The organism is Rhizobium bangladeshense (genome assembly GCF_001662075.1).
GTDB lineage: Bacteria > Pseudomonadota > Alphaproteobacteria > Rhizobiales > Rhizobiaceae > Rhizobium > Rhizobium bangladeshense_B.
The window spans coordinates 47,062-72,293 of the sequence record NZ_LYPL01000002.1 but is presented as its reverse complement, the minus strand read 5'-3'; the positions used below and the strand labels follow the sequence as shown (position 1 = coordinate 72,293).

At 60.1% G+C, this 25,232-nt stretch carries 20 protein-coding genes and 2 pseudogenes; 14 read left to right on the top strand and 8 right to left on the bottom strand.

The annotated features are described in order from the left end of the window. Positions 1 to 11: 11 nt before the first annotated feature. Genes A7X77_RS04220 through A7X77_RS04205 form a run of 4 tightly spaced genes read left to right on the top strand, consistent with a single transcriptional unit; the run spans position 12 to position 4,648 of the window. The gene (locus A7X77_RS04220) at positions 12 to 1,070 is read left to right on the top strand and encodes an ABC transporter ATP-binding protein (protein WP_064681771.1); all 1,059 of its coding nucleotides are present in this window, start codon (positions 12 to 14) and stop codon (positions 1,068 to 1,070) included. An 18-nt stretch (positions 1,071 to 1,088) separates the two neighbouring features. Next, complete coding sequence (locus A7X77_RS04215) at positions 1,089 to 2,357, top strand: MGH1-like glycoside hydrolase domain-containing protein (RefSeq protein WP_064681770.1); 1,269 nt, start codon at positions 1,089 to 1,091, stop codon at positions 2,355 to 2,357. Between the two features lie 42 nt (positions 2,358 to 2,399). Further along, entirely contained in the window at positions 2,400 to 3,380 is a 981-nt protein-coding gene (locus tag A7X77_RS04210; RefSeq protein ID WP_064681769.1) for an AraC family transcriptional regulator, read from the top strand. Positions 3,381 to 3,439: 59 nt separating this feature from the next. Beyond that, positions 3,440 to 4,648: an MFS transporter gene (locus A7X77_RS04205; protein ID WP_064681768.1), complete on the top strand. Its 1,209-nt coding sequence runs from the start codon at positions 3,440 to 3,442 to the stop codon at positions 4,646 to 4,648. Positions 4,649 to 4,882: 234 nt separating this feature from the next. On the opposite strand, the gene A7X77_RS04200 is transcribed toward A7X77_RS04205, so the two are convergent. From A7X77_RS04200 to A7X77_RS04190, 3 genes are all read right to left on the bottom strand, one after another. Continuing rightward, positions 4,883 to 5,443 (bottom strand): GNAT family N-acetyltransferase, encoded by a 561-nt coding sequence (locus tag A7X77_RS04200; protein ID WP_064681767.1) that lies wholly within the window; start codon positions 5,441 to 5,443, stop codon positions 4,883 to 4,885. A 114-nt stretch (positions 5,444 to 5,557) separates the two neighbouring features. After that, positions 5,558 to 8,026, bottom strand: a complete 2,469-nt coding sequence (locus tag A7X77_RS04195) for an adenylate/guanylate cyclase domain-containing protein (protein WP_064681766.1) — start codon at positions 8,024 to 8,026, stop codon at positions 5,558 to 5,560. 83 nt (positions 8,027 to 8,109) lie between these two features. Further along, positions 8,110 to 9,207 carry a branched-chain amino acid ABC transporter substrate-binding protein gene (locus A7X77_RS04190; protein ID WP_064681765.1) on the bottom strand — a complete coding sequence of 366 codons (1,098 nt, stop codon included), beginning with the start codon at positions 9,205 to 9,207 and terminating at the stop codon, positions 8,110 to 8,112. Between the two features lie 413 nt (positions 9,208 to 9,620). On the opposite strand from A7X77_RS04190, the gene A7X77_RS04185 reads away from it, so the two are divergent. From A7X77_RS04185 to A7X77_RS04175, 3 genes are read left to right on the top strand one after another with little or no spacing between them, the layout of a single operon-like run. After that, positions 9,621 to 10,751: a TRAP transporter substrate-binding protein gene (locus A7X77_RS04185; RefSeq protein ID WP_064681764.1), complete on the top strand. Its 1,131-nt coding sequence runs from the start codon at positions 9,621 to 9,623 to the stop codon at positions 10,749 to 10,751. Positions 10,752 to 10,810: 59 nt separating this feature from the next. Further along, positions 10,811 to 11,458, top strand: a complete 648-nt coding sequence (locus A7X77_RS04180) for a TRAP transporter small permease subunit (RefSeq protein WP_064681763.1) — start codon at positions 10,811 to 10,813, stop codon at positions 11,456 to 11,458. After that, complete coding sequence (locus A7X77_RS04175; RefSeq protein ID WP_064681762.1) at positions 11,455 to 12,882, top strand: TRAP transporter large permease; 1,428 nt, start codon at positions 11,455 to 11,457, stop codon at positions 12,880 to 12,882. Before A7X77_RS04180 ends, A7X77_RS04175 begins: the two co-directional genes overlap by 4 nt. Before the next feature lie 448 nt (positions 12,883 to 13,330). Here the strand turns inward: A7X77_RS04175 and A7X77_RS04165 are convergent, their stop codons facing one another. Continuing rightward, entirely contained in the window at positions 13,331 to 15,037 is a 1,707-nt protein-coding gene (locus A7X77_RS04165; protein ID WP_064681760.1) for an adenylate/guanylate cyclase domain-containing protein, read from the bottom strand. A 413-nt stretch (positions 15,038 to 15,450) separates the two neighbouring features. Here A7X77_RS04165 and A7X77_RS33775 point away from each other — a divergent pair. Further along, positions 15,451 to 15,528 (top strand): annotated as a pseudogene (locus A7X77_RS33775) (CopG family transcriptional regulator); the annotation flags it as partial. A 58-nt stretch (positions 15,529 to 15,586) separates the two neighbouring features. On the opposite strand, the gene A7X77_RS04160 reads toward A7X77_RS33775, so the two are convergent. Beyond that, positions 15,587 to 16,360 carry a hypothetical protein gene (locus A7X77_RS04160; RefSeq protein ID WP_197486784.1) on the bottom strand — a complete coding sequence of 258 codons (774 nt, stop codon included), beginning with the start codon at positions 16,358 to 16,360 and terminating at the stop codon, positions 15,587 to 15,589. A 269-nt stretch (positions 16,361 to 16,629) separates the two neighbouring features. Next, a pseudogene (locus A7X77_RS31930) lies at positions 16,630 to 17,033 on the bottom strand (non-homologous end-joining DNA ligase); the annotation flags it as partial. 154 nt (positions 17,034 to 17,187) lie between these two features. Here A7X77_RS31930 and A7X77_RS04150 point away from each other — a divergent pair. From A7X77_RS04150 to A7X77_RS04140, 3 genes are all read left to right on the top strand, one after another. Next, entirely contained in the window at positions 17,188 to 17,562 is a 375-nt protein-coding gene (locus A7X77_RS04150; protein ID WP_064681757.1) for a thermonuclease family protein, read from the top strand. A 93-nt stretch (positions 17,563 to 17,655) separates the two neighbouring features. Beyond that, a complete protein-coding gene (locus tag A7X77_RS33770; protein WP_064682300.1) occupies positions 17,656 to 17,862 on the top strand; it encodes a hypothetical protein in 207 nt (68 codons plus the stop codon). 92 nt (positions 17,863 to 17,954) lie between these two features. Further along, positions 17,955 to 18,665 carry an SOS response-associated peptidase gene (locus A7X77_RS04140; protein WP_064681756.1) on the top strand — a complete coding sequence of 237 codons (711 nt, stop codon included), beginning with the start codon at positions 17,955 to 17,957 and terminating at the stop codon, positions 18,663 to 18,665. Between the two features lie 527 nt (positions 18,666 to 19,192). Here A7X77_RS04140 and A7X77_RS04135 read toward each other — a convergent pair. Further along, positions 19,193 to 19,543, bottom strand: coding sequence for a DUF2200 domain-containing protein (locus tag A7X77_RS04135; protein ID WP_064681755.1), 351 nt, complete (start codon positions 19,541 to 19,543; stop codon positions 19,193 to 19,195). 322 nt (positions 19,544 to 19,865) lie between these two features. Between A7X77_RS04135 and A7X77_RS04130 the strand changes: the two genes are divergently transcribed. The 3 genes from A7X77_RS04130 (at position 19,866) to A7X77_RS04120 (ending at position 23,062) form a co-directional block, all read left to right on the top strand. Further along, positions 19,866 to 20,492 (top strand): class I SAM-dependent methyltransferase, encoded by a 627-nt coding sequence (locus tag A7X77_RS04130; protein ID WP_064681754.1) that lies wholly within the window; start codon positions 19,866 to 19,868, stop codon positions 20,490 to 20,492. A gap of 331 nt (positions 20,493 to 20,823) precedes the next feature. Beyond that, positions 20,824 to 21,528: a carbonic anhydrase gene (locus tag A7X77_RS04125; RefSeq protein WP_010058543.1), complete on the top strand. Its 705-nt coding sequence runs from the start codon at positions 20,824 to 20,826 to the stop codon at positions 21,526 to 21,528. Positions 21,529 to 21,532: 4 nt separating this feature from the next. After that, positions 21,533 to 23,062: a SulP family inorganic anion transporter gene (locus A7X77_RS04120; protein ID WP_064681753.1), complete on the top strand. Its 1,530-nt coding sequence runs from the start codon at positions 21,533 to 21,535 to the stop codon at positions 23,060 to 23,062. Positions 23,063 to 23,147: 85 nt separating this feature from the next. Here A7X77_RS04120 and A7X77_RS04115 read toward each other — a convergent pair whose 3' ends face one another. After that, positions 23,148 to 24,920 carry an SLC13 family permease gene (locus A7X77_RS04115; protein WP_064681752.1) on the bottom strand — a complete coding sequence of 591 codons (1,773 nt, stop codon included), beginning with the start codon at positions 24,918 to 24,920 and terminating at the stop codon, positions 23,148 to 23,150. Positions 24,921 to 25,232: the final 312 nt, after the last annotated feature.

The following is a 25,232-nucleotide window of genomic DNA, read 5'->3' as shown; positions in this document are numbered from 1 at the left end:
GGACCATCGACATGGCCAATATTGTCATCGACCGCATCCGCAAGAGTTTCGGAGCCTTCCAGGCGCTGAAAGAGGTCTCGCTGACGATCAACGACGGCGAATTCGTCTCGCTGCTCGGCCCGTCCGGCTGCGGCAAGACCACGCTGCTGCGGATCATCGCCGGCCTCGAGACCGCAACATCGGGCGATGTCCGCATCGGCGACAAGTCGGTGATCGGCTTACCTCCCAAGGATCGTGGCCTTGCAATGGTCTTCCAGAACTACGCCGTCTTTCCGCATATGACTGTTTACGAGAACGTCGCCTTTGGGCTGCGGATGCAGAAGGCCGACGATGCACGCGTGAAGACGCAGGTCGAAAAGGCCGCCGGCCTTTTGCATATCGAACAATATCTCGACCGCTACCCGAACAAGCTTTCCGGCGGCCAGCGCCAGCGCGTCGCGGTCGCTCGCGCCCTTGCCGTCGAACCGAAGGTTCTGTTGATGGACGAGCCGCTTTCGAACCTCGACGCGCTGCTCCGTCTCGAGATGCGGACCGAGCTCAAGACCGTGCTGCAATCGGCAGGCACCACGACGATCTATGTCACCCACGACCAGACGGAAGCGATGGGCCTTTCCGACCGCATCGCCGTCATGCATGGCGGCGTGGTCGAGCAGGTCGGCCATCCTGTCGAGATCTACAACCACCCGGCAACACGTTTCGTCGGCGGCTTCATCGGCAATCCGCCGATGAACTTCATCCAGGTGCCGGTTTCCAACGGCCAGGTGGCGGTAGGCGACGAACGGCTCGTGGCGCCGCAGGAATCCGGCGATCAAATCGTCCTCGGCCTGCGCGGCGAGGCCGTCGAACTCGCGCCGCTGCCGCAGGGTCTCGAAATGCGGGTTCGCGTGGCCGAGCCGATGGGCTCGCATCTGCTGTTGACTGGGTCGATCCATGACCAGCCGGTCCGCGTCATCCTGCCGGCTTCGGAGACCGTGAAGAGCGGCGAGACCATCGGCCTGAAGCTCGACCAGAAGCGCATCACCTGGCTTTCGCCCGAAAGCGGCAAGTCCTTTCCGGCCGTCTTGGCCTGAGAATACCGGAGCACCGAAATGAACATGCATATCGACCAGGCGAAACGCATCCTCGCCCAGAACGATCGCGGCGGTTATACCGTACCGACCGACCGGCTTTATCCCTTTCAATGGAACTGGGATTCGGCGTTCGTCGCCATGGGATTCGCGCTCTACGATACCGACCGCGCCTATCGCGAGCTGGAACGGCTGGTCGAGGGCCAGTGGGCGGACGGGATGATCCCGCATATCGTCTTCCACGCGCCAAGCGAAACCTATTTCCCGGGACCGGATGTCTGGCGCACGAAACACGCGATCCCGACCTCCGGCATAACCCAGCCGCCGGTCTTCGCGATCGCATTGCGCAAGCTGCATGAAGCCGCCGGCAAGGGGGCCGAAGCCCGTACCCTGCCGCTCTACGAAGCGGCGCTGAAATGGCACCGCTGGTGGTATTGCGCCCGCGATCCCGATGGCACCGGGCTCGTCGCGCTCCTGCATCCCTGGGAAAGCGGCAGCGACAATTCTCCCGCCTGGGACATCGCGCTTGCTCGTGTACCCACCACCACCGATACCCCCGTCGTGCGCAAGGATACCGGCCATGTCAACGCCGACATGCGTCCGCGCGACGAGGATTACCGCCGCTTCATTCATCTGGTCGATACCTATGCCGCTTGCGGCTGGGATCCGGCGAAACAATGGGAGAAGGCGTCCTTCAAGGTCGCCGAGATCCAGACGACCGCCATTCTGCTCAAGGCCGGCGAAGATCTGGAACACCTTGCCAGCCTTTTCGACCGGACCGAGGAGGCGATCGAGATCGCTGCCTTCAACGACCGCACGCGCAAGGCGCTAATGGCCCAGTGGCGGCCGCAGCTTGCCCGCTTCGTCTCTCGAGACCTGATCTCCGGCGAAGATGTCGAAGCCGCCACGCAAGCCGGCTTCATCCCCCTCCTCTCGCTGGACCTCGACAAGCAGGTTGCCGACGCCTTGGTCTCGGAAATGAAAGCCTGGTCCCAGGATCTCAAGGTCGCCTTCCCGACGACCAAACCCGGCATCGCCAGCTGGGAGCCGAAGCGCTACTGGCGCGGCCCCGCCTGGGCGATCATCAACTGGCTGCTGATCGACGGACTGAAGCGCAATGGCCACACGGCTGTCGCCGAAGAGCTGCGGAAATCCACCCTCGCCGCGATCGAGACGGAAGGTTTCGCCGAATATTTCGACCCGGTCACCGGCCAAGGCTGCGGCGGCCTCGGCTTTTCCTGGACGGCTGCGGCCTATCTGTGGCTTGAGCGACGCGTCAGCGTCGCCTAAGCCTGACTTGCAATCCGGACGGTCGGCATATAAATTATCCCAATGCTTGATCGTTCATCCCAGCCTCCGACGCAAATTCCGACGGACGCACTCAGCGAAATTCTCCGGGATTTTCGCCTGAGTGGAGTCAACTACGGCCGCTGCGAGCTACGTCATCCATGGAGCATCGCCTTTGCGCAGCAACAGCTGCTTCGCTTTCATTTCGTCAGTGAGGGGCCATGCTGGATCCATACCGAAGCCCAGGGATGGCAGGAGTTGCAAGGCGGCGATCTGGTGTTGTTGCCACGAGGTGTCGAACACCGACTGGCCAGCAAGCCTGATGTTGTCGGGGACTCGCTCAAGAGCTGCCAGGTCACCAAGTTGGGGGGCAATGTCTGCGAAGTGGTGCAGGAAGGAACAGGAGCGACGAGCACCTTGTTCTGCGGTTCCATGGCTTTGGGTGCGAACGCCCTCAACCCGTTGATCGCTCTGATGCCACCGATCATCAAGGGTTGTGACGTTGCCGGCAATGATCCCATCGTCGGCCCCCTCCTCGCCGCCATGACGGCAGAGGCGTCGCAGCCCCAGATAGGCAGCGCCACGGTCTTGTCACGCATGGCCGACGTCCTCGTCGCGCGGCTCATTCGCTGCTGGGTCAATTGCAGCGGCGCCTCGACCAGCGGCTGGCTCGCCGCGATCCGTGATCCTCATATCGGTCGTGCGCTGGCAGCCATGCACCGGGATCCCGGCCATGACTGGACGCTTGAGACCCTTGCCGGCGTGGCAGGTCAATCGCGCTCGATCTTCGCGGAACGCTTCAGCGCCATCTTGGGCGAAGGCGCGGCACGCTATCTCGCCCGTCTGCGCATGCAGCTTGCGCGAGAGTTGCTCGGTCAAAACATGTCGGTTGCCGCGGTCGCTTCTCAACTGGGCTATGAATCCGAAGCTTCTTTCGCTCGCGCCTTCAAGCGCATCACCAGCGTCTCACCTGGTGTTGTGCGCCGCACCATTTCCGGACGAGCGGACATAGAATTCGGACTTTAGGACACATATCATCCTGAAAGACTCCGCTATGAAGACCTCTGACACCTGGAGGTACTTCAATGACGGACACGACATCACAGCTTGACAGCGCCGCGATCGGCCTCGATTCTACCGTTCCGAGTACATGGAGCCCAACAACCTGGTTTGCCGTTATTTCAATGGCAGCCACAAGCTTTGCGCTCGTATCAGCCGAATTTCTGCCGGCAGGCCTGTTGACGCCAATGGCGCGTGACCTTGGCGTCAGCGAGGGAACCGCCGGTCAGGTTGTCACCGCCACCGCATCCGTTGGCGCGGTGACGGCCTTGTTGAGCAATGTTCTCATCGGCAAACTGAACCGCAAGACAGTCCTGGTTGGCCTAAGTGCCTTGGCGATCGGCTCCAATCTCCTGGCCGCGCTCGCGACGGATTTTTGGCTATTGTTGTTGGGCCGGGCCGGGCTCGGCGTCGCGCTCAGTGGTTTCTGGGCGCTTTCGGTTGCCGTCGTCGCGAGATTGGTCGGCACCAATGCGACAGGTCGGGGTATGGCTATCGTCACCCTCGGTGTCTCTCTTGCCACCATAGCTGCACCATCCATGGGTGCCTTGATCAGCGATTGGCTCGGCTGGCGTGCCGCCACGGCCCTGACCGCAGGGCTCGCAGCGATTGCGATGCTGCTGCAGATACTCAGCTTGCCGACGCTTCCCGCAAGCACAAGCAATAGTCTTTCCGACGTCTTCCGGCTGACGAAACGGCGCACTGTTCAACTCGGAATGCTCGCCATCCTCTTGCTGATGACGGGACATTTTGCCGGCTCGGTCTATGTGCGACCCTTCCTCGAACAAGTGACGCTCCTTGGCACCGGCCCGATTGCCCTGGCGCTCCTCGGGTTTGGCATCGCCTCCGTGATCGGCAATATCGCCGGCGGCCGACTGGCAGACGCGAATATCCACATGGCGCTCGCTGTCACCGGCATATTGATGGCGTTTTCGGCGCTTGCTCTCGTACTCTGGGGCGCACAGAGCGGCATCGCGTTTGCCCTGGTGACACTTTGGGGTTTCGCTTTCGGGATGGCTCCGGTGGTACTGCCCACCAACCTGTCCCGGGGCGCAGCAGACGCCCTGGAGGCTGCCGGCAGCCTGATGGTCGTTTCGTTCCAGGTCGCCATCAGCATAGGTGCGCTGTTCGGCGGCTATGTGGTCGATCACTTTGGTGCCTCAGCGCCATTGACATTTACAGCCGTCCTGGCGGCATCGACCATCGTTCTGGCGTTGCTTCAGCCCCGCAGCTGACTCTGGAGCTCCGGCCAGGGTGAGCAGATCGCCCGATTTCAAAAAAGGACATCGCTGTCACGCGACCAGAACAGGATGATTTAGGCCCGGTCGGCCTAAAATCTGAATCCTGTTCTGAATTAAAGAGTTAGAGCATGATGTCGCCCGAAAACCGCTCACACTTTTAGGCATCATGCTCTAGGGGCTCTCGGCAAAGGGCCCCGCATGCCGCAAACTATCGGATCGAACTGAAGCTTAACGGGACCCCCGCAACATCGGGACGAGCGTCGGCGACGAACCGACCTGGATCGCGCCAAGCGGCTCGAAGCCGTAGCGCCGGTAGAACGGAATGTTGCGCGGGTTCGAGGATTCCAAATAGGCTGGGGCGTGATCGCGATCGCACCTTGCGAGTGCGTACTCCATCAATGCGTCCCCGTGGCCTTTGCCTTGATGGGCCGGGTCGACGCCGATCAGGGGCAGGTACCAATGTGGTTCCTTCGGGTGGTACGTGGCCATCTGCTCGAATATGGCCGTGGTTTCCGGGGCAAGAGAGGGCGCAACCGAGCTCTCGAGCACCTCACCAAGTCTTTCCTCGTCGGAATGCACCCCGGGCGGTAGCCACAGCGCCGTCCCGGCGTAGCTGTCGATGCTAAAGGCGCTTCCGTTGGAGAATGCGCTGCTTGCGAACGCACGGATCATTCGTGGCATGGCCGCAAGGTACTGGTGTGCATGCGGCCAAGTCCATCGCGCCATGGGATCGGCTGCGAACGCCAGAACGACTGTTTCGACCGCCAGATCTTCCTCAGTCGCGGCCATTACTCTCACTGTTGAATTCACATTGGCCTCCTAAGGTTGTTAGTTCGACCAGGCGCCTGCACCCGTTCTAGGGGAAACTCGACAGTGCCGCCAGCCATGACCGCTTACGTGAGCCTAGGACCCAGGCTTGTGACAAAGCCGATCGAGCGTATCTCGAAGTGCGGCGGCGGCCTGATTTCGCTCATCGGTCGACATAAGCTCGGGCTCGGCTTCCAATCTCAGGTGCGGCAGTTCGGTCCGGACAGTATGACAGCTGCGGACCAGATTTTCCTTCAGATCGACCACGCGATAGGTGGCGACCGGATAGGCTATTCCCTTTACGTGGACATGCCCGAGTTCCTCACACTCGATCGTGTCCTTCACTTGCGCAAACGTCTCATAAGAAATGAGCACGGTGCCCGGCGACGCTTCCTGCTCAAGGCGCGAGGCGAGATTCACGGCGCCGCCGATTATGGTGTAATCCATCCGGTCCTCGCTGCCGAAGTTGCCCACAGTGCAGTAGTCCGTGTGAATGCCGATGCGGCAGCGCAGCGGTGTTTCAATTCCGATATCGCGCCAGATTTCCCCAAGCTCGGTCATTCGCTTTTGCATGGCGAGAGCCATCTGCACGCAGGCGAGCGCGTCTTGCTTGACGCCGCGGGTTTCCGGATCGCCGAAAAACATCAGGATGGCGTCTCCGACATACTTGTCGATCGTCGCGCCGTGATCTGAAGCAATCTTCGACATTTCCGTCAGGTAGTGATTGAGGAGCTGAGTGAGATCCTCGGATTCCATTTTGTCCGTGGTTTCGGTAAAGCCGGCGATATCGGAGAAGCAGATCGTCAGCTTCTTCCGCTGGCTGGCGATCCTGACGTCCTGCCGACCGCTGAATATGGAGTTATACACTTGCGGCGCCAGGTATTTCGCCAGCTTGCTGGAAAGCGCCTCGAGAGCTGCGGATTTCTCGGCAAGGTTTTCCTCCCGTTGCTTCAGCTCGGTGATATCAGAGTAGACGGCCACCGTGCCACCAGCCGTGATCCGCCGCTCGCTAATCATGATCCATCGCCCGTCGCGACGCCGCTGCACCGACGTTTCACCAGGGTTGCGATGCCGCGAAAGCCGCTCGGCAACCCACTCCTCGACTCGCCCCTCAGCATCCTTGATGTAGCCGCCCTCAGCGGACCGGCGAACAATCTGCTCGAATGTCGTGCCGGGTGTCATTTCCTCCAGGCCGGCGTACAACAGCTCGCGGTAGCGGCTATTGCTCAGCACGAGCCTGTCCTCGCCATCGTACAGAGCGAATCCTTCGGAGATGCTCTCGATGGCATCCACAAGCCGCTGGCGCGCTACTGCGACCTCGCGCAGGCTGTTTTCCTCCACCTCGACCGCAGTATCCCGGAACAGCCTGAGCGCCCCGGCCATGCGGCCGATTTCGTCGCGGCCCCCGGCGGGCATCTGCGCATGCAGATTGCCGCCCGCGATTGCCAGCATGCTTTGGCTTACCTCTCCGAGACGAGCGAGAAGGCTGCGGTCGACATAGAGCCAGACAACCAGAACCGAACTCAGGAGACTGAGAAGGGCGGAGCCAAGGACAATGCCGGTGCCGTAGCGCTGGACGACCGAGGCTTCGAGGGCGGACGCGGCGATCTCATGGTTTGCCTTTGCAACCAGGCGATCGACGGCTGCGGTAAGATCGCGCGATAGCCGACTGTTTTCAGCCAGAAGCTTTTCGCCCTGTGCAAGGACGGCAAACTCGTCCTGTCGTACCTTCGGGATCCCGTTCTCACCGTCGGTCAGCGACTTCAACTCGTCCAGCCGCTGTTGGAAGCGGGTCCGCAACTTTTCGTCGATCTCGGTGGAGAGCGTTTCGAGTGCGGCGAGCGACCGGCGCAGCGGAAACAGGATCAGCTTCAGGTCTCCCGGCGTAGGCGCGTTGGCAGTTTTGACCAGCGCGTCGTTGACTGCCGAGATCTCCTGTTGCGCTCTCTGCTGGGGGATGTAGGCCGCAATTGCCTTGACCAGGTCGCTCGTCGCCGCAGCACGCGCGTCGGGTGGTGCGGCGGGATCAGCCACCGCTGCGCGCCACTGGGGAACCTTGGAGTTCATGACGACGATGCCGGGCGCGACGAGACGCTGACTTGCATTTGTCGTATCCGACAAGCGGCGCAGCAACGCCTCCTTGCGCTGAACCATGGTAAGGCGAACGGCCACAAGATCGTCGAGAGCATCGAGGTTTCGTCGTAGACCAATCACCGCGGCTTCGATTTCAGTCACCGCCGTCGCGCTGAATGCGGTGCCTTTCAGTGCGGCGAGCAACTCTTCGAGACGCCCCATCTCGACTCCGATCGCAGCCGAGACCTCGTTGTGCTGAACCGTGCTGGTCGCCGCCAGCACGGACGGCGCGGTGGAGGCGACCCTCTCAGCCTGGCGCGACAATTGGAGAGAGGCGAGCGCCGTCGGCACCCGTTCCTTGGTGATGCGATCGACCACGTCGCCGACCTGAAGGAAGGCATAGAGAGCTGCGGCGGTCGCGAGCACTGCGAAGGTGCTGATGCCGAAGAAAGCGAGCAACAAGCGCCCGCGTATGCCGACGCGTTCAAACATGGCGGCAACCGCAAGGTCTGGCTTGCGCAGCCACCAAAGTCTGCACAGATTGGTCTAAAGCGATCCACCCGGCCGGCGGTTGACTATTCCAGCGGCACGTATTCGCCACCCTTCCAGACATACCAAATCCAGCTTTGCACAGTGAGGTCGCCCTTGTCGTCGAAATCGACCCGGCCCATTACCGTTTCGAATTGATTGCCTTGCATTGAGGCGATCACCTCTTGCGGCCTCAGAGAACCGGCCTTCTTCACCGCCTGCGACCAGACCTGGACGGCGGAATAACTGAGCAGTGTGTAGCCTGCGGGCTCGAAATTCTCGGCACGGAAACGCTCGACGACTTGAGCCGCCTGAGGGACGCGCCGTGGATCCGCGCTAAACGTGAAGAGCGTCCCCTCGGCGGCAGATCCGGCGATCAGTGCAAAGTCCTCGCTCGCCATGCCATCGCCTGAGACGAGTTGAAGTGCGTAGGCGCGGTCTCGTGAAGCGCGAACCATAAGCGCGACCTCGGGCAAATACCCGCCAACATACAACACGGCGATGCCGGCGCTCTGTAACGCCGAGATCTCGGCCGTATAGTCGTTCTTCCCAGGGGTGAAGGCCTCGTAGATCGCTTCGGTGACACCCCGCTTGTTCAACTGCTTTCTGGTCTCGTCGGCGAGCCCCTTCCCATAGGTGGTGTTGTCGTGAAGGATCGCTATTTTCTTGTCACCCCAACGATCGGCCAAATAGTTGCCGGCTACCACCCCCTGCGCGTCGTCGCGACCAATGACGCGGAAAACATTGGCACGACCTTGTTCGGTCAACAGCGGATTGGTCGAACCCGGTGAAATCTGTAGAATTCCCGCGGCCTCGTACACCTTGGATGCCGGGATCGAGGCCTGGGAACAGTAATGCCCGGCGACGAGCACCACACCGTCAGCCACCAGTTTCTGGGCGGCCGCCACAGCCTGCTCGGGATCGCAAAAGTCGTCGACCGTGATGAGTTGCACCTGGTGCCCGAGCACGCCGCCAGTCGCATTGATGTCGGCCACGGCCATCTCTGTGCCGCGCTGCATCTGCTCCCCGATCCAGGCAAGCGGTCCTGTGACCGGGCCTGCCGCTCCGATCAGGATCTCCGCCCGCGCTGGGCTGCCAAGCGAAACGACGAGCGCGACGATAGCTGCAGTGATGCTGCTGGGCATGGTGTACCTCCCGCACAGCTTACGCCAATTTGGTCCCCGCCGACAGACCCCGCGCAGGCGCAGATATCTCCGCCATTCTGCAGCGCACTTGCCTCTTATTTGTATGGGCTGGTCAGGAGTCGACGTTCCTGCGAGGTACCTCATTGTCTGCTTGGGGCGCCAAAACCAGCTAAGCCGAGGTAGTCCGGACAACGCGGAGTAGCGGTACTGTGCCTTGGCCGATGGACCACAGCCACAAGCTGTGATCAACAACAATTGAACGTCTGTCAGAATTGCAAAAAGTGTGCATAATAGACAAATGAGAACAATCAGTTGTTGATACTGGTCGCGAAAAGGTTGGGAGCCCTCCTCTTCAACCGAACAGACCATCAGGAAATGCAGGGAGAATTCGACTACAATCCAGGGAGGAAGAAATGAACAAAAAGGCAGTATCGCGTCGAGAGTTGCTGGGAGCATCTACGCTCGCTGGAGTAACCGCAGTTGGGGCTCTTGCCGCCCCGGCGGTGCTGGCCCAGGCACCCACCGTCATTAAAATGCAAACATCCTGGCCCGCGTCGGACATCTGGATGGATTTTGCCCGCCTGTACGTCGAACGGGTCGAACGAATGTCCGGCGGACGCCTGAAGTTCGAACTAATGCCTGCCGGTACGGTCGTCGGCGCGTTTCAGGTGCTCGACGGCGTCAATGATGGCGTGATCGACGCAGCCCACACCGTTCCCGTCTATTGGTACGGAAAGCACAAGGCAGCTTCCCTCTTCGGTACCGGGCCGGTATTTGGCGGCAGCGCAACCACCATGCTCGGATGGTTCCATCAAGGTGGCGGCAAGGATCTCTACCGGGAACTCACCCAGGACATCATGGGGCTGAACGTTTACGGCTTCTATGGCTTCCCGATGCCCGCGCAGCCGTTCGGCTGGTTCAAGAACCCGGTCGCGACCGTGAACGACATCAACGGCCTCAAATATCGTACGGTCGGGCTCGCCGCCGATCTCATGCAGAACATGGGCATGAGCGTCGCTCAGCTTCCGGGCGGCGAGATCGTGCCGGCAATGGAGCGAGGTGTCATCGACGCCTTCGAGTTCAACAATCCCTCCTCTGACATACGGTTTGGTTCGCAGGATGTCGCCAAGAACTACTTCCTGTCGTCCTACCATCAAGCAAGCGAATCTTTCGAGTTCCTCTTCAACAAGGATGTGTTTGACGACCTTCCCGAGGATCTGCAGGCGATCCTGGAATATGGCGTGGAGGCAGCAAGTACGGCGATAACAGCGTCCGCGATGGACAACTATTCAAGCGACCTTCAAAAACTCCAGGCCGAACATGGCGTGACCGTGCACCGCACTCCAAAGGAAATCCTGGATGCGCAACTGAAGGCCTGGGATGCTATCATCCCGACGCTTGAAGCGGATGCGTTCATGAAGAAGGTGCTCGACAGTCAGCGGCAGTGGGTGGAGAGGGTCGTGTACTACGAATTGATGAACTCCGCCGATCTCGCACTCGCCTATGAGCACTATTTTCCCGGAAAATTGAAGCTCGGAAAATAGTTGGTGAAGGCCCGGTATTTCCGGGCCTCGTCCCTCATCGAGGTTAGGGAGGCGCTTGCATGCTCCGTTACATTGCATTCGCCGACGATTTGTCGGCGTGGTTCGGCAAGGTGTTCGCGTGGGGGATACTCATCATGGCCTTCGGCGTCGGCTATGAGGTTGTTGCACGCTACCTCTTTCGCGCGCCGACCCCCTGGGCCTTCGATCTGAGCTACATGCTCTATGGAACGATCTTCATGATGGCGGGAGCGTATACCCTCTCGCGTGATGGCCATGTGCGCGGCGACTTCATCTACCGGCTCTGGAAACCGCGCACACAGGCCAGGCTGGAACTGGTGTTGTACTTCATCTTTTTCTTTCCCGGGATAACCGCGCTTGTGTTCTCGGGCTGGAAATATGCCGCACGCAGTTGGCGCTACCTGGAGGTCAGTTCCAACAGTCCCGCCGGTGTGCCGATCTTCCAGTTCAAGGCCGTGATCGTCGCCGCCGGCATTCTCCTGTTCCTGCAGGGCGTGGCGCAGGTCTTCCGCTGCATTCTCTGCATAAGGACGGGCGAATGGCCAAAGCAGGCGGAAGATGTCGAAGAACTGGAAAAGGTACTACTGGAAACAAAAAGCCTGGACGTGCTCAAGACCGAGGACGAGGGTTTGCTTCCGTCGCGGGAACTTGACGCTGGACGTGAACCACGGGATCGGGACACTCAATGACGGATGCACATATCGCCGTCGGGATGCTCCTCATCCTGATCCTCGCCATCTTCCTCGGCTTCCCGGTGGCGTTCACCTTGATGGCTCTGGGTGTCGGCTTCGGATACTATGCCTATTACGATGCCGGCCGCATGTGGCGCGGCTATGACCGCGCGCTCGAATCCGGCGGCGATGCCTTTACACTGGCGCAGACCTGGATCGGCGGTTTCTTCAACAACCGGATCTTCGATCTGTTCGTCAACCAGACCTACTCGGTCATCCAGAACGACGTGCTGACGGCTATCCCGCTGTTCCTGTTCATGGGCTACATCGTCGAGCGAGCCAACATCGTCGATCGGCTGTTCTCGACGCTATTCAGCGTCACGCGCCAGGTGCCCGGCTCGATGGCGGTCGCCGCCCTGGCCACCTGCACACTCTTTGCCACGGCAACCGGCATCGTCGGGGCCGTGGTGACGTTAATGGGACTGCTCGCCCTGCCAGCGATGCTGAAGGCAAAGTATGACGTGCGCTACGCGACGGGCGTGATCTGCGCGGGCGGCACGCTCGGGATCCTGATCCCGCCTTCCATCCTGCTGATCGTCTATGCGGCCACCTCCGGGATCTCGGTTGTCCGAATGTATGCGGCGGCGCTCCTGCCCGGCCTCGCCCTGGCGGGGTTTTATCTCATCTATGTCGTGGTGCGAGCAATGCTGCAGCCGCAACTGGCGCCGCGGCCAACGAAAGAAGATGTGGGCGAGCACACGCCGGTCCAACTCGCCTGGATGATGCTTACATCCTTCGCGCCGCTCGCCTTTCTGATTCTTGCGGTGCTGGGTGCCATTCTCTTTGGCCTGGCAACGCCGTCGGAAGCCGCCGCAATCGGCGCATTGGGGGGACTGGCGCTTGCTGCGGCCTATCGGGCGCTGACCTGGCAGCGACTGAAGGAGTCGGTGTATCTGACGGCGCGAACGACCGCGATGGTCTGCTGGTTGTTCGTCGGTTCGGCGACCTTCGCATCGGTATTCGCCTATCTCGGCGGCCAACAGTTCATCAGTGACTTCGTGACCGGCCTGGACATGTCGCCGCTGATGTTCCTGATTCTGGCCCAGATCATCATCTTCCTTCTCGGCTGGCCTCTGGAATGGACTGAAATCATCGTCATCTTCATCCCGATCTTCATTCCGCTGCTGCCACATTTCGGGATCGATCCGCTGTTCTTCGGTATCCTCGTGGCAATCAACCTGCAGACGGCCTTCCTGTCACCACCCATGGCGATGTCGGCATACTACTTGAAGGGCGTCTCGCCTGCGCATGTCAAACTGGCCGACATCTTCCGCGGCATGATGCCGTATATGTTGATCGTCATTCTCTGCATGGTGGTCATCTATCTGTTCCCGAGCATCGTCTACATGCTGCCTGATCTACTCTATGGAGGACAGAGATGACGCAGTGTCTGGCCCATTCCGAAAGGAAAGACCGATGAACAGAAGCCGGCTTTTTGCAATATTTGCATTCGTGACGTTTGTCGCCTTCTGCGCGGTCATCCTGGCGTTTGTTCCACGGTTCGATTTGGCCGCTGCACTCCTGATCGGGATTGTCCCTGCGGGGTACGACATCTGGGATCAGCTCTTTCGGCGACGCCCGTCGAAAGCGTCTGGATAGACGGCAATCGTTCAAGCGCCGCCGTTCCGTGACGGCAATCCGCTGCAAAAAGCCCGTTCGCCCACCGACCTACGGGCTCTCGGCCGGCAACGGCATCTTTGCGCCGGGCTGGTTGACGCGTTTTGTGGCGCGTCTGAAGAAGATGGGCACTGCGATCCAGACCGCCGTTCTTGCGCAGCGCATGTCCGTTGATCAAGTCCTCGAACGCGTCGGGATTGGCCTCATCCGCTGTCACGTCTCCGGCAGGCCGGCCTTTCGGAAGCCGTCGACGAAGTGGTCTCGTACAGCTGCATCGCGCAGCGGCTGGGAGCTGAGCCAATGGGCGATGGTGAAATGAGGGTGGGAGATCAGAAACAATTCTGCTTCTCGCCGCGCCTCCTCGCTGTGGCCCAACTGCGCAAGCGCAGCAGCCAGGAATTTGCGTGAGTTGGTACGATAGGTTTCTTTCCTGCGGAGCGTAGCGATTGCCGCCTCATAGTCACGCGCGGCATACTGCGCCTGCCCAAGATGACAAAGATACCAGCAGGTTGGATGGGGATTGAGCCGCAGGGCTTTTTCGATCTGCGCCAGTCCGTCGGCAACCCTGCCGTCCAGCACGGACATATCAGACATGGCGGCCCAGGTGTCGGCGTGGTTGGGGTCCAGCTCCAGGGCCTTGGCGAAGGCGGCATCCGATTCCTCCCATCGCCGCTCATAAGCCAAAATGGTACCCAGAACGTAACGGCAGCCGGCATCGTTGGGATCCAAGGCTACCGCTTTCTGCGCTGATGTCACCGCCATCCGACGGTTAGGATCTTCGGGCTCGCCGAAATGAGTCCAGGCAAGCCAACGGTTATAGGCGAGCAGACCGAGCGCCTCGGCATATGATGGATCGAGCTTGACCGCGCGTTGGAGCAGCATATAGGCCTCACGCTCTGTTTGCGGCGACTCTTCCGTCAGGAGGCGGGCGCGCACACACAGATCGTACGCCTCGAAGTTCTTCGGCCGATTGCGCGGCGCCGGGATGGTCAGCCGGCCGACGAGGGCTTCAACGATCTTGGCGTTAACTTCATCCTGCAATTCGAAAACATCTTCCACTGTCCGGTCGAACCTCTCGGCCCACAAGTGCCCGCCGTCAAGCGTATCGACCAGTTGGGCGTTGATGCGGACACGGCCCATTGCGCGTCTGGCGCTCCCCTCCAGGACGTAGCGGACGCCGAGTTCCTGGGCGACCAGCTTTACGTTGACCGGCTTGCCCTTGTAGCCGTACACGGAATTGCGCGCGATGACGAACAGGCCAGCCGTACGGGAAAGGTCGGTGATCAGGTCTTCAGTCAGGCCGTCGACGAAAGGCGCGTCCGCTTCATCCCCACTCATATTCGTGAACGGCAGGACAGCGACCGAGGGACAGTCGGGCAGCGGCAATATGCTCTGCAGCGCATCCGGCCAATGCCACACGTGAACCGGGCGAGTCAGGTTCTTCAGGTAGCGTTCGCCTGCGTCGAAGAACCGGTCGCCAATCTTGCCGACGATCTCGCCGTGAACGCTGCCTGAAATGCAGATACCTCCCGGTGCGGCCTGCGTCTCCAAGCGCGCCGCGACATTGACGCCGTCGCCGAGGATGTCTGAACCATCGTCAATGACATCTCCCAGATTGACGCCTATACGCAAAAGCAGGCGCCGGTTTCCGGAAGCCTCGATAGCAGTGGTGGTCTGTTGCATTTCCAACGCTGCAGCGACCGCGTCCACCGCGCTACCGAATTCGATCAGGAATCCGTCGCCCATGACCTTGAAGATGCGACCGTTATGGCGCATCACAGCCGGCTCGATGACGCCAGAACGGAGTTCCCTGAGGTTATCAAGCGTTGCGACTTCATCAGCCTCCATCAGGCGTGAATATCCCACCACATCGGCAACGACGATGGCAGCAAGGCGACGCTGAAGAAATCGATCCGTCATGTGAGGACAAGCCCAATGACCGGGTTCATAAGTTATTGCTCAAATACGGGTCAGTCAACAAATTGTAAGAGGTCGGACCGTTCGTTAAAACCGGTTCCAACTCCCCCGACATTGATCAGATTATCCCCTTCCGCGCCGCGAGCTGGAAACCGTTTGCAAATTGTTGGATACCAGACAACAAAAAGCCCACGTCACATTCGCGAATTACGCAATGATATCAAGAGGCTCCTGGTGGGTGACTTAGGGCTCGAACCTACGACCCGCGGATTAAGAGTAATCAAGGAAACCGTGCATAGCCTGACAAACAAGGAAAGTCGTTTCCAATGGCAAGCTTCCGCCACCCGTGAAAACACCGGAACGTAAGGTGAATTGGAAACCGTTCTTAGGGGTTAATTACAGCTATCAGTCTGAGCAGGTATATCGTCCGGGAGTGGATGGAGAAGAACACCTATCTGCCGGTGCAGGATGGCGATGTGGATGGGACAGCGTGATGCGAAACCCACTCGGCTTCGGGCGGGCAGCTGACACACTTTGGCCGAAGCCGTCGCATCATATAGCGCGCCTTTCAAGCAGCTCGATGGTACGCTCAACCAAAGATGCAAGCTCCAGAAGAATTGTTACTACTGGCAGCCCTTCCGCACCTGTCGTTAGCTCGCCGCGACCGAACACCACATCTACGTCGACTGAAATTTCTTCAAGAAAGCCAGCTGGAGATCTGTAGATCTCCATGTTATTTGCAAGCGGGAAAACACTTCGGTATTGAGCGGGTATTCCGGCATCTACCATAAACGGAACGCCGCCGGGGCCAGGGCCGAGCACACGTATGTTGCCATCGGCGCCTTTAAAAAAACCGGGAATGCCGACTTTTGCAGTGATATCCACTGTCGCAGCGGCTGTCGTCACAATCGTATTGTGCTTGTCCATGATGTCCAGCATATGCAAAGCATAAAGCGCTCTATTTATCTGGGGCCCGGCCTTAAGACGAAGAAGGATCCTTTCGGCTTTTGGGCTCACGCCGGATATTTTCGGCACGCGTCCGGGCTTGTAGCGATAAGGGCGCTTGTCGATCGGAAGGCCGCTGTTTCCACCTGGTTCATTGCCATTGGATCGAATGAGGTCGCACACGAGATAATCTAGAACGCACCGAAGATTGTGAACGGCGTCGCCAATGATTGAACTGTATTCATCGGGCCTCTCAGGTTTTTTAATGACTACGCGGTAGACGTTATCGCCAGTTTCTGGGTCCATTTCTTTGGTCAAACCGTAGTAATCTTCAGCGTTCCTCGAAGCGATTAAGAATTCGACCTCCCGGATATGCTTCATCGCACGGGCGAATTTCAGCTTTGGTCCACAGAACACGGAAGGGTCTGACTTGGGCTCCCTCATCGTTAAAACTGGCGGCTCTGCTGGCGTCGTGTAGCGTTGGACCATCGTCCTGTTTATAAAAACTGAAGTCTCCCCGTCAGGGGATTTATTAAGACAGTAAAACATCACTAATGGCCCTAGATATCGGCTTCCAACTAAGTCTACTTAATTACCATTGCTGTGACAACGTCCACACGCCGCAAGTCACCAACAATAGTATTCGTCTTCTATTCGATCTCACAAACCGCCATCTCCTCTGTCGTGTCTCGCAACCCCTTATATGACGCATGCCGCAGCTTCCGGTCATGCGTCCAGTCACGATATTCGATCTCGGCGACGAGTGACGGCTTGATCCAGATCAGGTTCTTGCGCTGGCCGGTATACCTCACTGCAGGTGCTGACACCTTGCGCTTGTCCATCGCCGCGCGGAGCTCCAGCGCCTCGCTTGCCTTGAAGCCAGTTCCGACCGATCCGACATAGACGAGCTGACCGTCCTTTCGCGCCGCAAGCAGCAGGGCGCCGATATTCCCGAACGCCGCGTTGGAGCGCTGATAACCGACGATCGCGAAGCCGTCGCTCTGGATGCATTTGATCTCAGCCAGTCGCCGCCGCGACCGCTGCGATAGGTGCTGAGCGATGGGGGACGCGCTTATTGCCGGCGGACAGGGTTACAATCAAGGAATGCAGCGACAGCAGCCCACGTATACGCCGACGACCTGCACGTCGACCCGGCAAAGCACTTGGGTTGGTGGCCCAGTCCGTCAGGTTAGGACCACCTGCTATTGATGATCGCAGGATTGATCCTTTGCGCCTCGCTGACCGTCGTCGACGGCGATACGGTGAAATGCGACGGGCAGAATATGCGGCTGTTGGGGGAAGGCGTCCCGTTCGTCTCAGGCATCGACACTCCGGAGATTGGATCGCACGCGAAGTGCTTGAAAGAACGGAAACTCGCGTTGATCGCCAAGGGACGATTGAAAGAGCTTCTGGCCGAAAAGGGATTGCGAGTCGTGTTCAGCGGCTCGGTGGACAAGACACCCACGCACCGGCCGCTCGTCAACATCTACCGAACGAACGGTGAAGTAATCGGCAAGAAGCTGCTGCGTGAGGGCCTTGCCAGGACATGGAGCCCGAAGCAGCCGATTGATTGGTGTGATTGAACCGAGGACCGTTCAGCTGGGGTTCACGACGATGTGTTATGAGAGGCGTGCCAATCTCCTCTACCATCTCCATGCCGGGAAGTGAGGGCGATGATGTTCCCATTAGAAACAGAACAGAACGTGTTGGACGACTCTGAGGTGGCACTGTGTCAGAGGGTTTACAATCACGTAAGTTCTTTGCGACAGCTCAAGACCGACCCTGATCGTGAGGAACTAGCCGGCCGAATTATCCAGTCGTTTCAGCATGGAGTGAAAGACGAGGATGCTCTGGTACGGCTGTTTATCGGAAACATTTTGTGAAAAGTGGGGGGGCAATACGGCGCGCTACTTGATGTTGACGTGATTCATCGATGCCACATATCGAAATGTCTGGTAACGCATCGGAGTTGTGCATGTGCCGCCGTATTTACATTGATCAATCGTTTGACGAGATGGCGAGAAATTTCGCTTTCGCTGATAGAGGCGACGTCTACGATTTGGGCGACCGTCTCCCTCGATACAATGGAGCCCCCACCGAGGTTTACCACGTCATCATTCAGGACGTGGCACGGCAGCGGCTCCGGCCACGGCCCGCGTTCGCCGTCGCTCGCTGGGGCCTTATTCCGTCATGGATGAGCCAACCGCGTCGCCAAGCGCCGGTCCACGCGCGTCGTGAAGAGATTGCCTCGAATGAGCTGTTCCAGGACGCTTACCGGACGCGCCGCTGCCTGATTCCGGTGAGCGGCTTCTTCGAATGGGCGGACGGGTCTGACAAGAAGCAACCTTACGCTGTCGCCATGAAGGACCGATCGATGTTTGCTCTCGCCGGCATTTGGGAAGTTTGGCACCACCCGGCCGGCATCGAAATCCGGACATTCGCTGTCGTCACCTGCCCCTCAAACGCGATGATCTCCGCAATCCACAATCGCATGCCGGTCGTTCTTCGCCCCGAGGATTACGACCGTTGGCTGTCGTCAGATCGAGATCCACGCGATCTCATGAAGCCGTTCGGCGCCTCGACGTTGACGACGTCGCCGATTTCGCGCCGCGTAAGCAATTTCAGAAACGGCGGACCGGAGAATCTAAGTCGAGTCGATCTCAACGCAAAACGGGTTGCGCAGTAGGATTAGCAAAGTTAGGCAAATTGACGATTTTCCGAAATATGCAACTCTTATAACCGGCCGCTCCCCTAATAGCGGCAACATCGCTGATAAGGCGGTATCAGCTTATACAAAATGCCCCGCCCTGGCGGGGCATTTTGCTGTCCAGACCTCCAGATGGCGGCAAGGTTTCGCGAAGGCGTGGCTCGGACGGAATAGCACGAGTGTTCATTCCAGTGCGATCACATCCCACTTTCAAAAACGGAGTAAGAGTAAATACTACCATCAGTTGAATTTAATAAGTTTAGGTGAATTGACCATTTTTAGAAGTATGTCATCCTTCTATGTACCGTGTACCCTCGGTTCGCGGCTCCGGAATACGCTAAAACTCAATTGCCCCGCCCCCTTTGGCGGGGCTTTTTTCCCCACTCAGTTGATTTTCAGCCAATGCGAACCCATGCCACGGCCCCGTCGCTCATCCAGCTGGGCGAAGGTGTTCCGTTCGTCTCGGGCATCGATTCGAGCCGTCGAGCGGGAGCAAACCTAGGCTTCTATTTTCGCAGGATTTTTTCCATCGCCCTGCCCTTGGCGAGTTCGTCGATCAGTTTGTCCAGGTAGCGGATTTCCCGCATGGTCGTTTCCTGGATCTCTTCTACGCGGACGCCGCAGATCACGCCTGTGATCTGCGATCGGGAGGGGTTCATCTGAGGGGCTTGCGCAAAGAAGTCCGCGAAATTGGTGTTCCGCGCCAACTGATCGTCGAGAGCCTCTCGGCTATCGCCCGTCAACCAAGAGATGATTTCGTCGACTTCCGCCTTCGTGCGTCCCTTCTTCTCCGCCTTGGCAATATAGTGGGGATAGACGCTCGCGACGCTGACCGAATAGATGCGATGCTTCGTCATGCGTCCTCCTGAATGTTGCAGGTACTTCCCGGCTGAGATGGCTGGGCGACAAAACCCCAGCCGACGGCCGACAACCCTCCTGCGGCGCGGGCGCGAGGAAGCTTGGCTCATGGACGCGAACTCTACAGCGCCGCCGGCCATGATCGCAATTGGAGCATTGCCGCCCGGCAGCATTTGCAGTCGGTCGGTGGTGTTTCTGACCTCATTTCTGCTAAAGCTGGGGAGTAGATCGCCCGCGATGTCACCGACTGCCGAAGTGTGAAGGGCGCAACGGGCTGATGGGCCTCTCGCTGATTGGGCCTCTTGAAGGAGGAGCGCTGGGATGAGCACCGACCTGGATACCGTACGGTCCTATGATGCGGCCGCGGCGGAGTACGCTGCCGAGGCCGCGGTGATGCCCGAATGGGTCGCGACCGAGATCGATGCGTTCGTGACCGAGCTCCCCGGCTCGAGCAGGGTGCTGGAGATCGGAAGCGGCGGCGGGCGAGACGCACTGGAGCTTGAGAAGTGGGGAATCAGCGTCCGGCGCACCGACATTTCCAAGGGTTTCGTCGAACTGCTGCGCGAAAGTGGCTTTGAGGCCGACCTGCTGGACCCGCTGACCGATGACCTGGCCGATCCACAGCGTCCCGGCATGCCGTACGACGGGATCTGGGCCTGTGCCTGCCTGATTCATGTCGCGCGCGGGGATTTCGGCACGGTGCTTGGACGGCTTGCCGAGGTGACCCGGACCGGTGGCCGACTGCACGTCTCGGTTCGGGAGGGCGACGGCGAGGATCTATCCACACACGGCAGTGCTGCAGCGCCTCGGCGCTACGTCGAGACCTACTGGCGCGAGCCTGCCCTGCGGTCGGCACTCACAGACGCCGGCTGGATCGTCAGCGATATACGTCGCTACGTCGGAAGGCCCCATGATCGGTGGCTGAGCGTTCGGGCGAGTCGGGCCTGAGGCAAACAGAACTTGCGGGAATGGCCGGCTGTGGCGCCACTATGCACTCGAGGTGATCACCCGACTGTCGGCTTCCGGGCGAAGGCAAAGATCACCACTGTGGCCGACATGATGATGCATTGCTGACCTTGCGTTCCAGCCGAAAGAATGGCCAGCCCTCGTCGGACCTCGGCACCCTCCTCACGTGTTGTTGATCGCGAGCTCGCATCGGCTGGTTGCACCGCACACTTTTTGCTGTTCTTTTCGCACCTGCGAACAACTCGCTTCTGTAACCCGCCGGACGAGAGACATTCCTCCCAGTCCGACGTCCGGCCAGAAAGAGGATCCGAACATGGGTGATCTCCTGAAAGGTATCTCCAGTTTTCGCGGCGCGGTTTTTCCCAACCAGTCGGCGCTTTATCGCAAGCTGGCGAGGGAAGGCCAGCAACCACAGGCTTTGATGATATCCTGCGCCGACAGCCGGGTGATGCCGGAAACCATCACGCAGGCCGGTCCCGGCGATCTCTTCGTCTGCCGCAATGCCGGCAACATCGTACCGCCCTTCTCGACCCTCAACGGCGGCGTCTCCTCCGCCATCGAATATGCGATCCTGGCGCTCGGCGTCAGCGACATCGTCGTGTGCGGCCATTCGGATTGCGGCGCCATGAAGGGCCTGTGCCATCCGGAGCTGCTCGAGCCGATGCCCAATGTCGCAGCCTGGCTGCGCCACAGCCACGCCGCCCATTCGATCGTCTGCCGGGCCTATCCGGACGACCTTTCCGAGAGTGACCGCGTGCGCGCCGTGGCGATGGAAAACGTCGTCGTTCAGCTCGATCACCTGAAGACGCATCCTTCCGTGGCCGCAAAACTCGCCACCAGCGAGATCACCCTTCATGGCTGGTTCTTCGACATCGAGACAGGCGAAGTCCAGGTCTATGACGGGGCGAAAGCGACCTTCACGGTGCCGCAGGAGGGAGAGCCGCTGCCGGTTGCAGTGACGGGCCGCGATCGGCCGCATGTCATGCCGCAAATCGCAGCAATGCTTGCCGCGGAGTAGCGCCATGACAGCAGTGAGCTCCACCTTTTCGCGCGACCTCGCCTCCTCGCTGGTCGTCTTTCTCGTCGCCATCCCCCTGTGCCTCGGGATCGCCATCGCCTCCGGCGTGCCGGCGTCGATGGGCCTGATCTCCGGCATCATCGGCGGCATCGTCGTCGGTTTTCTGTCGGGCTCGCCGCTGCAGGTCTCCGGACCTGCCGCCGGACTTGCTGTCATCGTCTTCGGCTTCGTCGAGGAATACGGCGTCGCCATGCTCGCCCCCGTCCTGATCGCCGTCGGCTTCCTGCAGATCGCCGGCGGGTTCCTGCGGGTCGGCTCCTGGTTCCGGGCGATCTCGCCGGCCGTCGTTCACGGCATGCTCGCCGGCATCGGCATTCTGATCATTTTGGGGCAGATTCATGTGCTGATGGATGCCAAGCCCGCTGCCGGCGGGATGGAGAACGTCGCGGCGATGGAGGACAGTCTCGCCCGTCTTTGGAGAACTGGCCTGACGAGCCAGGCAACCGCTTTGAAGGTTGGCCTCATATCCCTGCTTGCAATGGTGTGCTGGGAGAAGTGCCGCCCGAAATCCCTTGCGCTGGTTCCAGGAGCGCTGGTCGGTGTCGCGGCGGCGACGGTTCTTGCCGCCGCGTTGCAATTGCCGATCGCGCGCGTCGAGGTGCCCGCCTCGCTGGTCGACAGCATCACACTGCCGACGATGGATAACTTCGCCCGGTTGCTGGAGCCCGGCGTCATTCTCATGGCGGTGATGATTGCCGTCATCGCGAGTGCCGAAACCCTTCTCTCGGCCGCCGCCGTCGACCGGATGCATGACGGCGTGCGCACCCGATTCAACAAGGAGCTGTTTGCCCAGGGCGTCGGCAACGGGCTCTGCGGCCTGCTCGGCGGATTGCCGATCACCGGCGTCATCGTCCGTTCCTCGGCCAACCTCCAGGCCGGCGCACGCACGCGGGCCTCCGCCATCTTCCACGGGATCTGGATATTGGGCCTGGTGGCGCTGGCGCCAAGCCTGTTGACCCTGGTTCCCTTGTCGGCCCTCGCCGCGGTTCTGCTCGTCACCGGATGGCGGCTGATCAGCCTGCGCCATGTCAGACACCTGTTCGAACATCATGGGTTGGTCCCGGTCGGCATCTGGGCTGTGACCGTCGCCATGGTCGTCCTGCAGGACCTGCTGGTCGGCGTCGCACTCGGCCTGGCGCTGTCGATCATCGAGATCGTGCCCTACCTCAGGCGCAAACTCGCGATCAGACACGCCGAGATAGACGAGGAAATCCATGTCCGGCTCGGCGGCGCAGCGACCTGCAAGGATGTTCCCATTCTGCTCAACACGCTCGAGCAGCTGCCCGAGGGCCGCAAGGTCAAGATTGTCGGCGAGGACCTCCATTACATGGATCATACCAGCGCCGAAACCATCAGCGAATGGCTGCGACGCGAGGCAAGGGCCGGTCGGGCCATTGAAATTCATCCGCCGCCGGCGGCACGCCACCCCCGCCTGAAACCGCTGTTTCAGCGCTTTGCGACCGAGGTCGCCTGATCAAATCTGGGGAGGGCAAACACCCTCCCCGATTCGCTTCTTGTCCATGGCTTTTCAAACCGGCTGCGGCTGCCGTCCCAGCGGCCTAATTCACCGGCCAGACAAAAAGCAGCGTGGGCACGCTGACAAGGACGATCAATGCCGACAGCGGCAGGCCGAGACGTGGGTAATCGGAAAACTTGTAGCCGCCGGGACCGAAGACCAGCGTGTTGCATTGATGGCCGACCGGGGTCAGGAAGTCGCAGCCGGCGCCAATTGCGACCGCCAGCAGGAAGGCTTCCGGCCTGAAGCCGAGACTGGTTGCAAAGCTCGCGGCGATCGGCGCCATGACGAGAACGGTGGCGGCGTTGTTGAGGAAGGGCGTAACGGCCATGGCGCTGACCAGGATCAGGCCGAGTGCCCCCCATGCCGGCAGGTTCATCGCCACCGCACCCAGCCAGCCGGCGATCACGTCGCTGCCGCCGGAGGTGCGCAAGGAATCCGAGACGGGAATAAGGGCGGCGAGCATGACCAGGATCGGCCCGTCGACCGCTTTATAGATATCCGTCAGTGGAATGGCCCGGAAGACGACCATGCCCAGCGCCGCTGCGAAGAAGGCCACCGGAACCGGCGCGAGGCCGACGGCGGTCGTTGCCATGGCGAGGGCCAGGATCAGCAGCGGAATGAAGGCACGGCGTCGGGTGCCGAGCATCACCTCCCTCTGGGCGAGCGGCAAAAGCCCAAAATCCTGCAGAAGTGCGGCCAGGCTTGCCCGGCTGCCCTGCAGGAGGAGGACGTCGCCGACGCCGAGGGTCAAGCTGCCCAGCCGTTCCTTGAGGCGTTCGCCATGCCGGCTGATCGCCAGAATGTTGACCCCGCGCGTGTAGGAAAGCGCCAGCTCCTTGGCCGAAAGACCAGTGAGGGACGAGTCCTGGCTGACGATCGCCTCGAGCGAAATGATGTTCCTGTCCGGCAGGCCATCTTTCGTCAAGGGCTTGCCGGAAAGCTTCAATTTCCCTTGTGATACGATGCGGTCTATTGCTGCCGAGGGGCCTTCCAGCATCACAATATCATCTGCGCGGAGCGTCAGATCAGGAAACGGCGCCCTCCTGGTGCCGCCGCGCAGGACGGCCGTGGCGATGACCTCGCCATCGCCGAGCTTCACGAGGTCGCTGAGCGCCCGCTCAAGCAGCGTCGACTGGTCGGTGATTGCGACTTCGCTCGTGTAATTCTTGATCTCCACGACATCTTCGATGGCGTGGTCCTGCTTGGTGCGGCTCGGCACCAGCCAATGGAAGAACAACAGAAAGGTGATGCCGACGACCGTCAGGATCGCACCTGTCGGCGTGAAGTCGAACATGGTGAAGGATGTTCCCGTCATCTCCTGGCGAAGCCGCGATACGACGATGTTCGGCGACGTGCCGACCTGCGTCATCAGTCCGCCAAGCAGGGCGGCGAATGACATCGGCATCAGGTATTTCGAGGGAGAAACGCCGGATTTTCTTGCGAACTGAAAGGCGACAGGCATCATGATGGCGAGCGCGCCGATATTCTTGATGAAGGCGGACAGCAACGCCACGGCGATCGTCAGGAGCGCGAGCTGGGTATGAAACGTGTTGAGGTTTGGGAAAAATCGCTTGATCGCGGCGTCGACGATGCCCGACCGGGCGACGCCCGCGCTGACGATCAGGGCGCTGCCAACGATGATGACAATGTCATCCGAAAAGCCGGAAAATGCTTTTTCCGGCGGGACTATCCCGGTCGCGACCGCCAGAACGAGCGCGCAACAGGCAACGACATCATAGCGGAAGCGATCCCAGATGAAGACCGCCATCATGAGCCCGATGACAGAAAATGCGATGATCTGCTGTGTCGTCATGCGGACCTGGAAATGGGCTGGGATGTCGCCGACAACCGAGCGGAAGAAGATATTCGGGGAACGCCGTTTGCTTGCGCGAGTTCCCTGCCCTCCTAATCTAGCGCTTATCGACCTCCTGACCAGCATGTGCGTGAGCGGATAAGCTGGACACGCCGGCGGGCCGCCACCACCAGACATTGCGAGATGTTGACGGCCGGCGGACCGATGCGAGTGTCACCCGATTGGCCGGGGCCGCTGCCACTCCGTGGAATTCTGCCCCTTGCGGATCGCCATACCATTGCGCCGAATAAAGGGTATAGTACTCCAGTCGGC

Bases quoted from the DNA above. Each gene is read 5' to 3' on its own strand.
- A7X77_RS04200 (WP_064681767.1), bottom strand. From the start codon at position 5,443: ATGGCCGCGACTGAGGAAGATCTGGCGGTCGAAACAGTCGTTCTGGCG.
- A7X77_RS04150 (WP_064681757.1), top strand. From the start codon at position 17,188: ATGATCGCAGGATTGATCCTTTGCGCCTCGCTGACCGTCGTCGACGGC.
- A7X77_RS04195 (WP_064681766.1), bottom strand. From the start codon at position 8,026: ATGTTTGAACGCGTCGGCATACGCGGGCGCTTGTTGCTCGCTTTCTTC.
- A7X77_RS04115 (WP_064681752.1), bottom strand. From the start codon at position 24,920: ATGACGACACAGCAGATCATCGCATTTTCTGTCATCGGGCTCATGATG.
- A7X77_RS04130 (WP_064681754.1), top strand. From the start codon at position 19,866: ATGAGCACCGACCTGGATACCGTACGGTCCTATGATGCGGCCGCGGCG.
- A7X77_RS04220 (WP_064681771.1), top strand. From the start codon at position 12: ATGGCCAATATTGTCATCGACCGCATCCGCAAGAGTTTCGGAGCCTTC.
- A7X77_RS04135 (WP_064681755.1), bottom strand. From the start codon at position 19,543: ATGACGAAGCATCGCATCTATTCGGTCAGCGTCGCGAGCGTCTATCCC.
- A7X77_RS04180 (WP_064681763.1), top strand. From the start codon at position 10,811: ATGCTCCGTTACATTGCATTCGCCGACGATTTGTCGGCGTGGTTCGGC.
- A7X77_RS04140 (WP_064681756.1), top strand. From the start codon at position 17,955: ATGTGCCGCCGTATTTACATTGATCAATCGTTTGACGAGATGGCGAGA.
- A7X77_RS33770 (WP_064682300.1), top strand. From the start codon at position 17,656: ATGTTCCCATTAGAAACAGAACAGAACGTGTTGGACGACTCTGAGGTG.
- A7X77_RS04175 (WP_064681762.1), top strand. From the start codon at position 11,455: ATGACGGATGCACATATCGCCGTCGGGATGCTCCTCATCCTGATCCTC.
- A7X77_RS04165 (WP_064681760.1), bottom strand. From the start codon at position 15,037: ATGACGGATCGATTTCTTCAGCGTCGCCTTGCTGCCATCGTCGTTGCC.
- A7X77_RS04205 (WP_064681768.1), top strand. From the start codon at position 3,440: ATGACGGACACGACATCACAGCTTGACAGCGCCGCGATCGGCCTCGAT.
- A7X77_RS04120 (WP_064681753.1), top strand. From the start codon at position 21,533: ATGACAGCAGTGAGCTCCACCTTTTCGCGCGACCTCGCCTCCTCGCTG.
- A7X77_RS04125 (WP_010058543.1), top strand. From the start codon at position 20,824: ATGGGTGATCTCCTGAAAGGTATCTCCAGTTTTCGCGGCGCGGTTTTT.
- A7X77_RS04215 (WP_064681770.1), top strand. From the start codon at position 1,089: ATGAACATGCATATCGACCAGGCGAAACGCATCCTCGCCCAGAACGAT.
- A7X77_RS04160 (WP_197486784.1), bottom strand. From the start codon at position 16,360: ATGAAGCATATCCGGGAGGTCGAATTCTTAATCGCTTCGAGGAACGCT.
- A7X77_RS04210 (WP_064681769.1), top strand. From the start codon at position 2,400: ATGCTTGATCGTTCATCCCAGCCTCCGACGCAAATTCCGACGGACGCA.
- A7X77_RS04190 (WP_064681765.1), bottom strand. From the start codon at position 9,207: ATGCCCAGCAGCATCACTGCAGCTATCGTCGCGCTCGTCGTTTCGCTT.
- A7X77_RS04185 (WP_064681764.1), top strand. From the start codon at position 9,621: ATGAACAAAAAGGCAGTATCGCGTCGAGAGTTGCTGGGAGCATCTACG.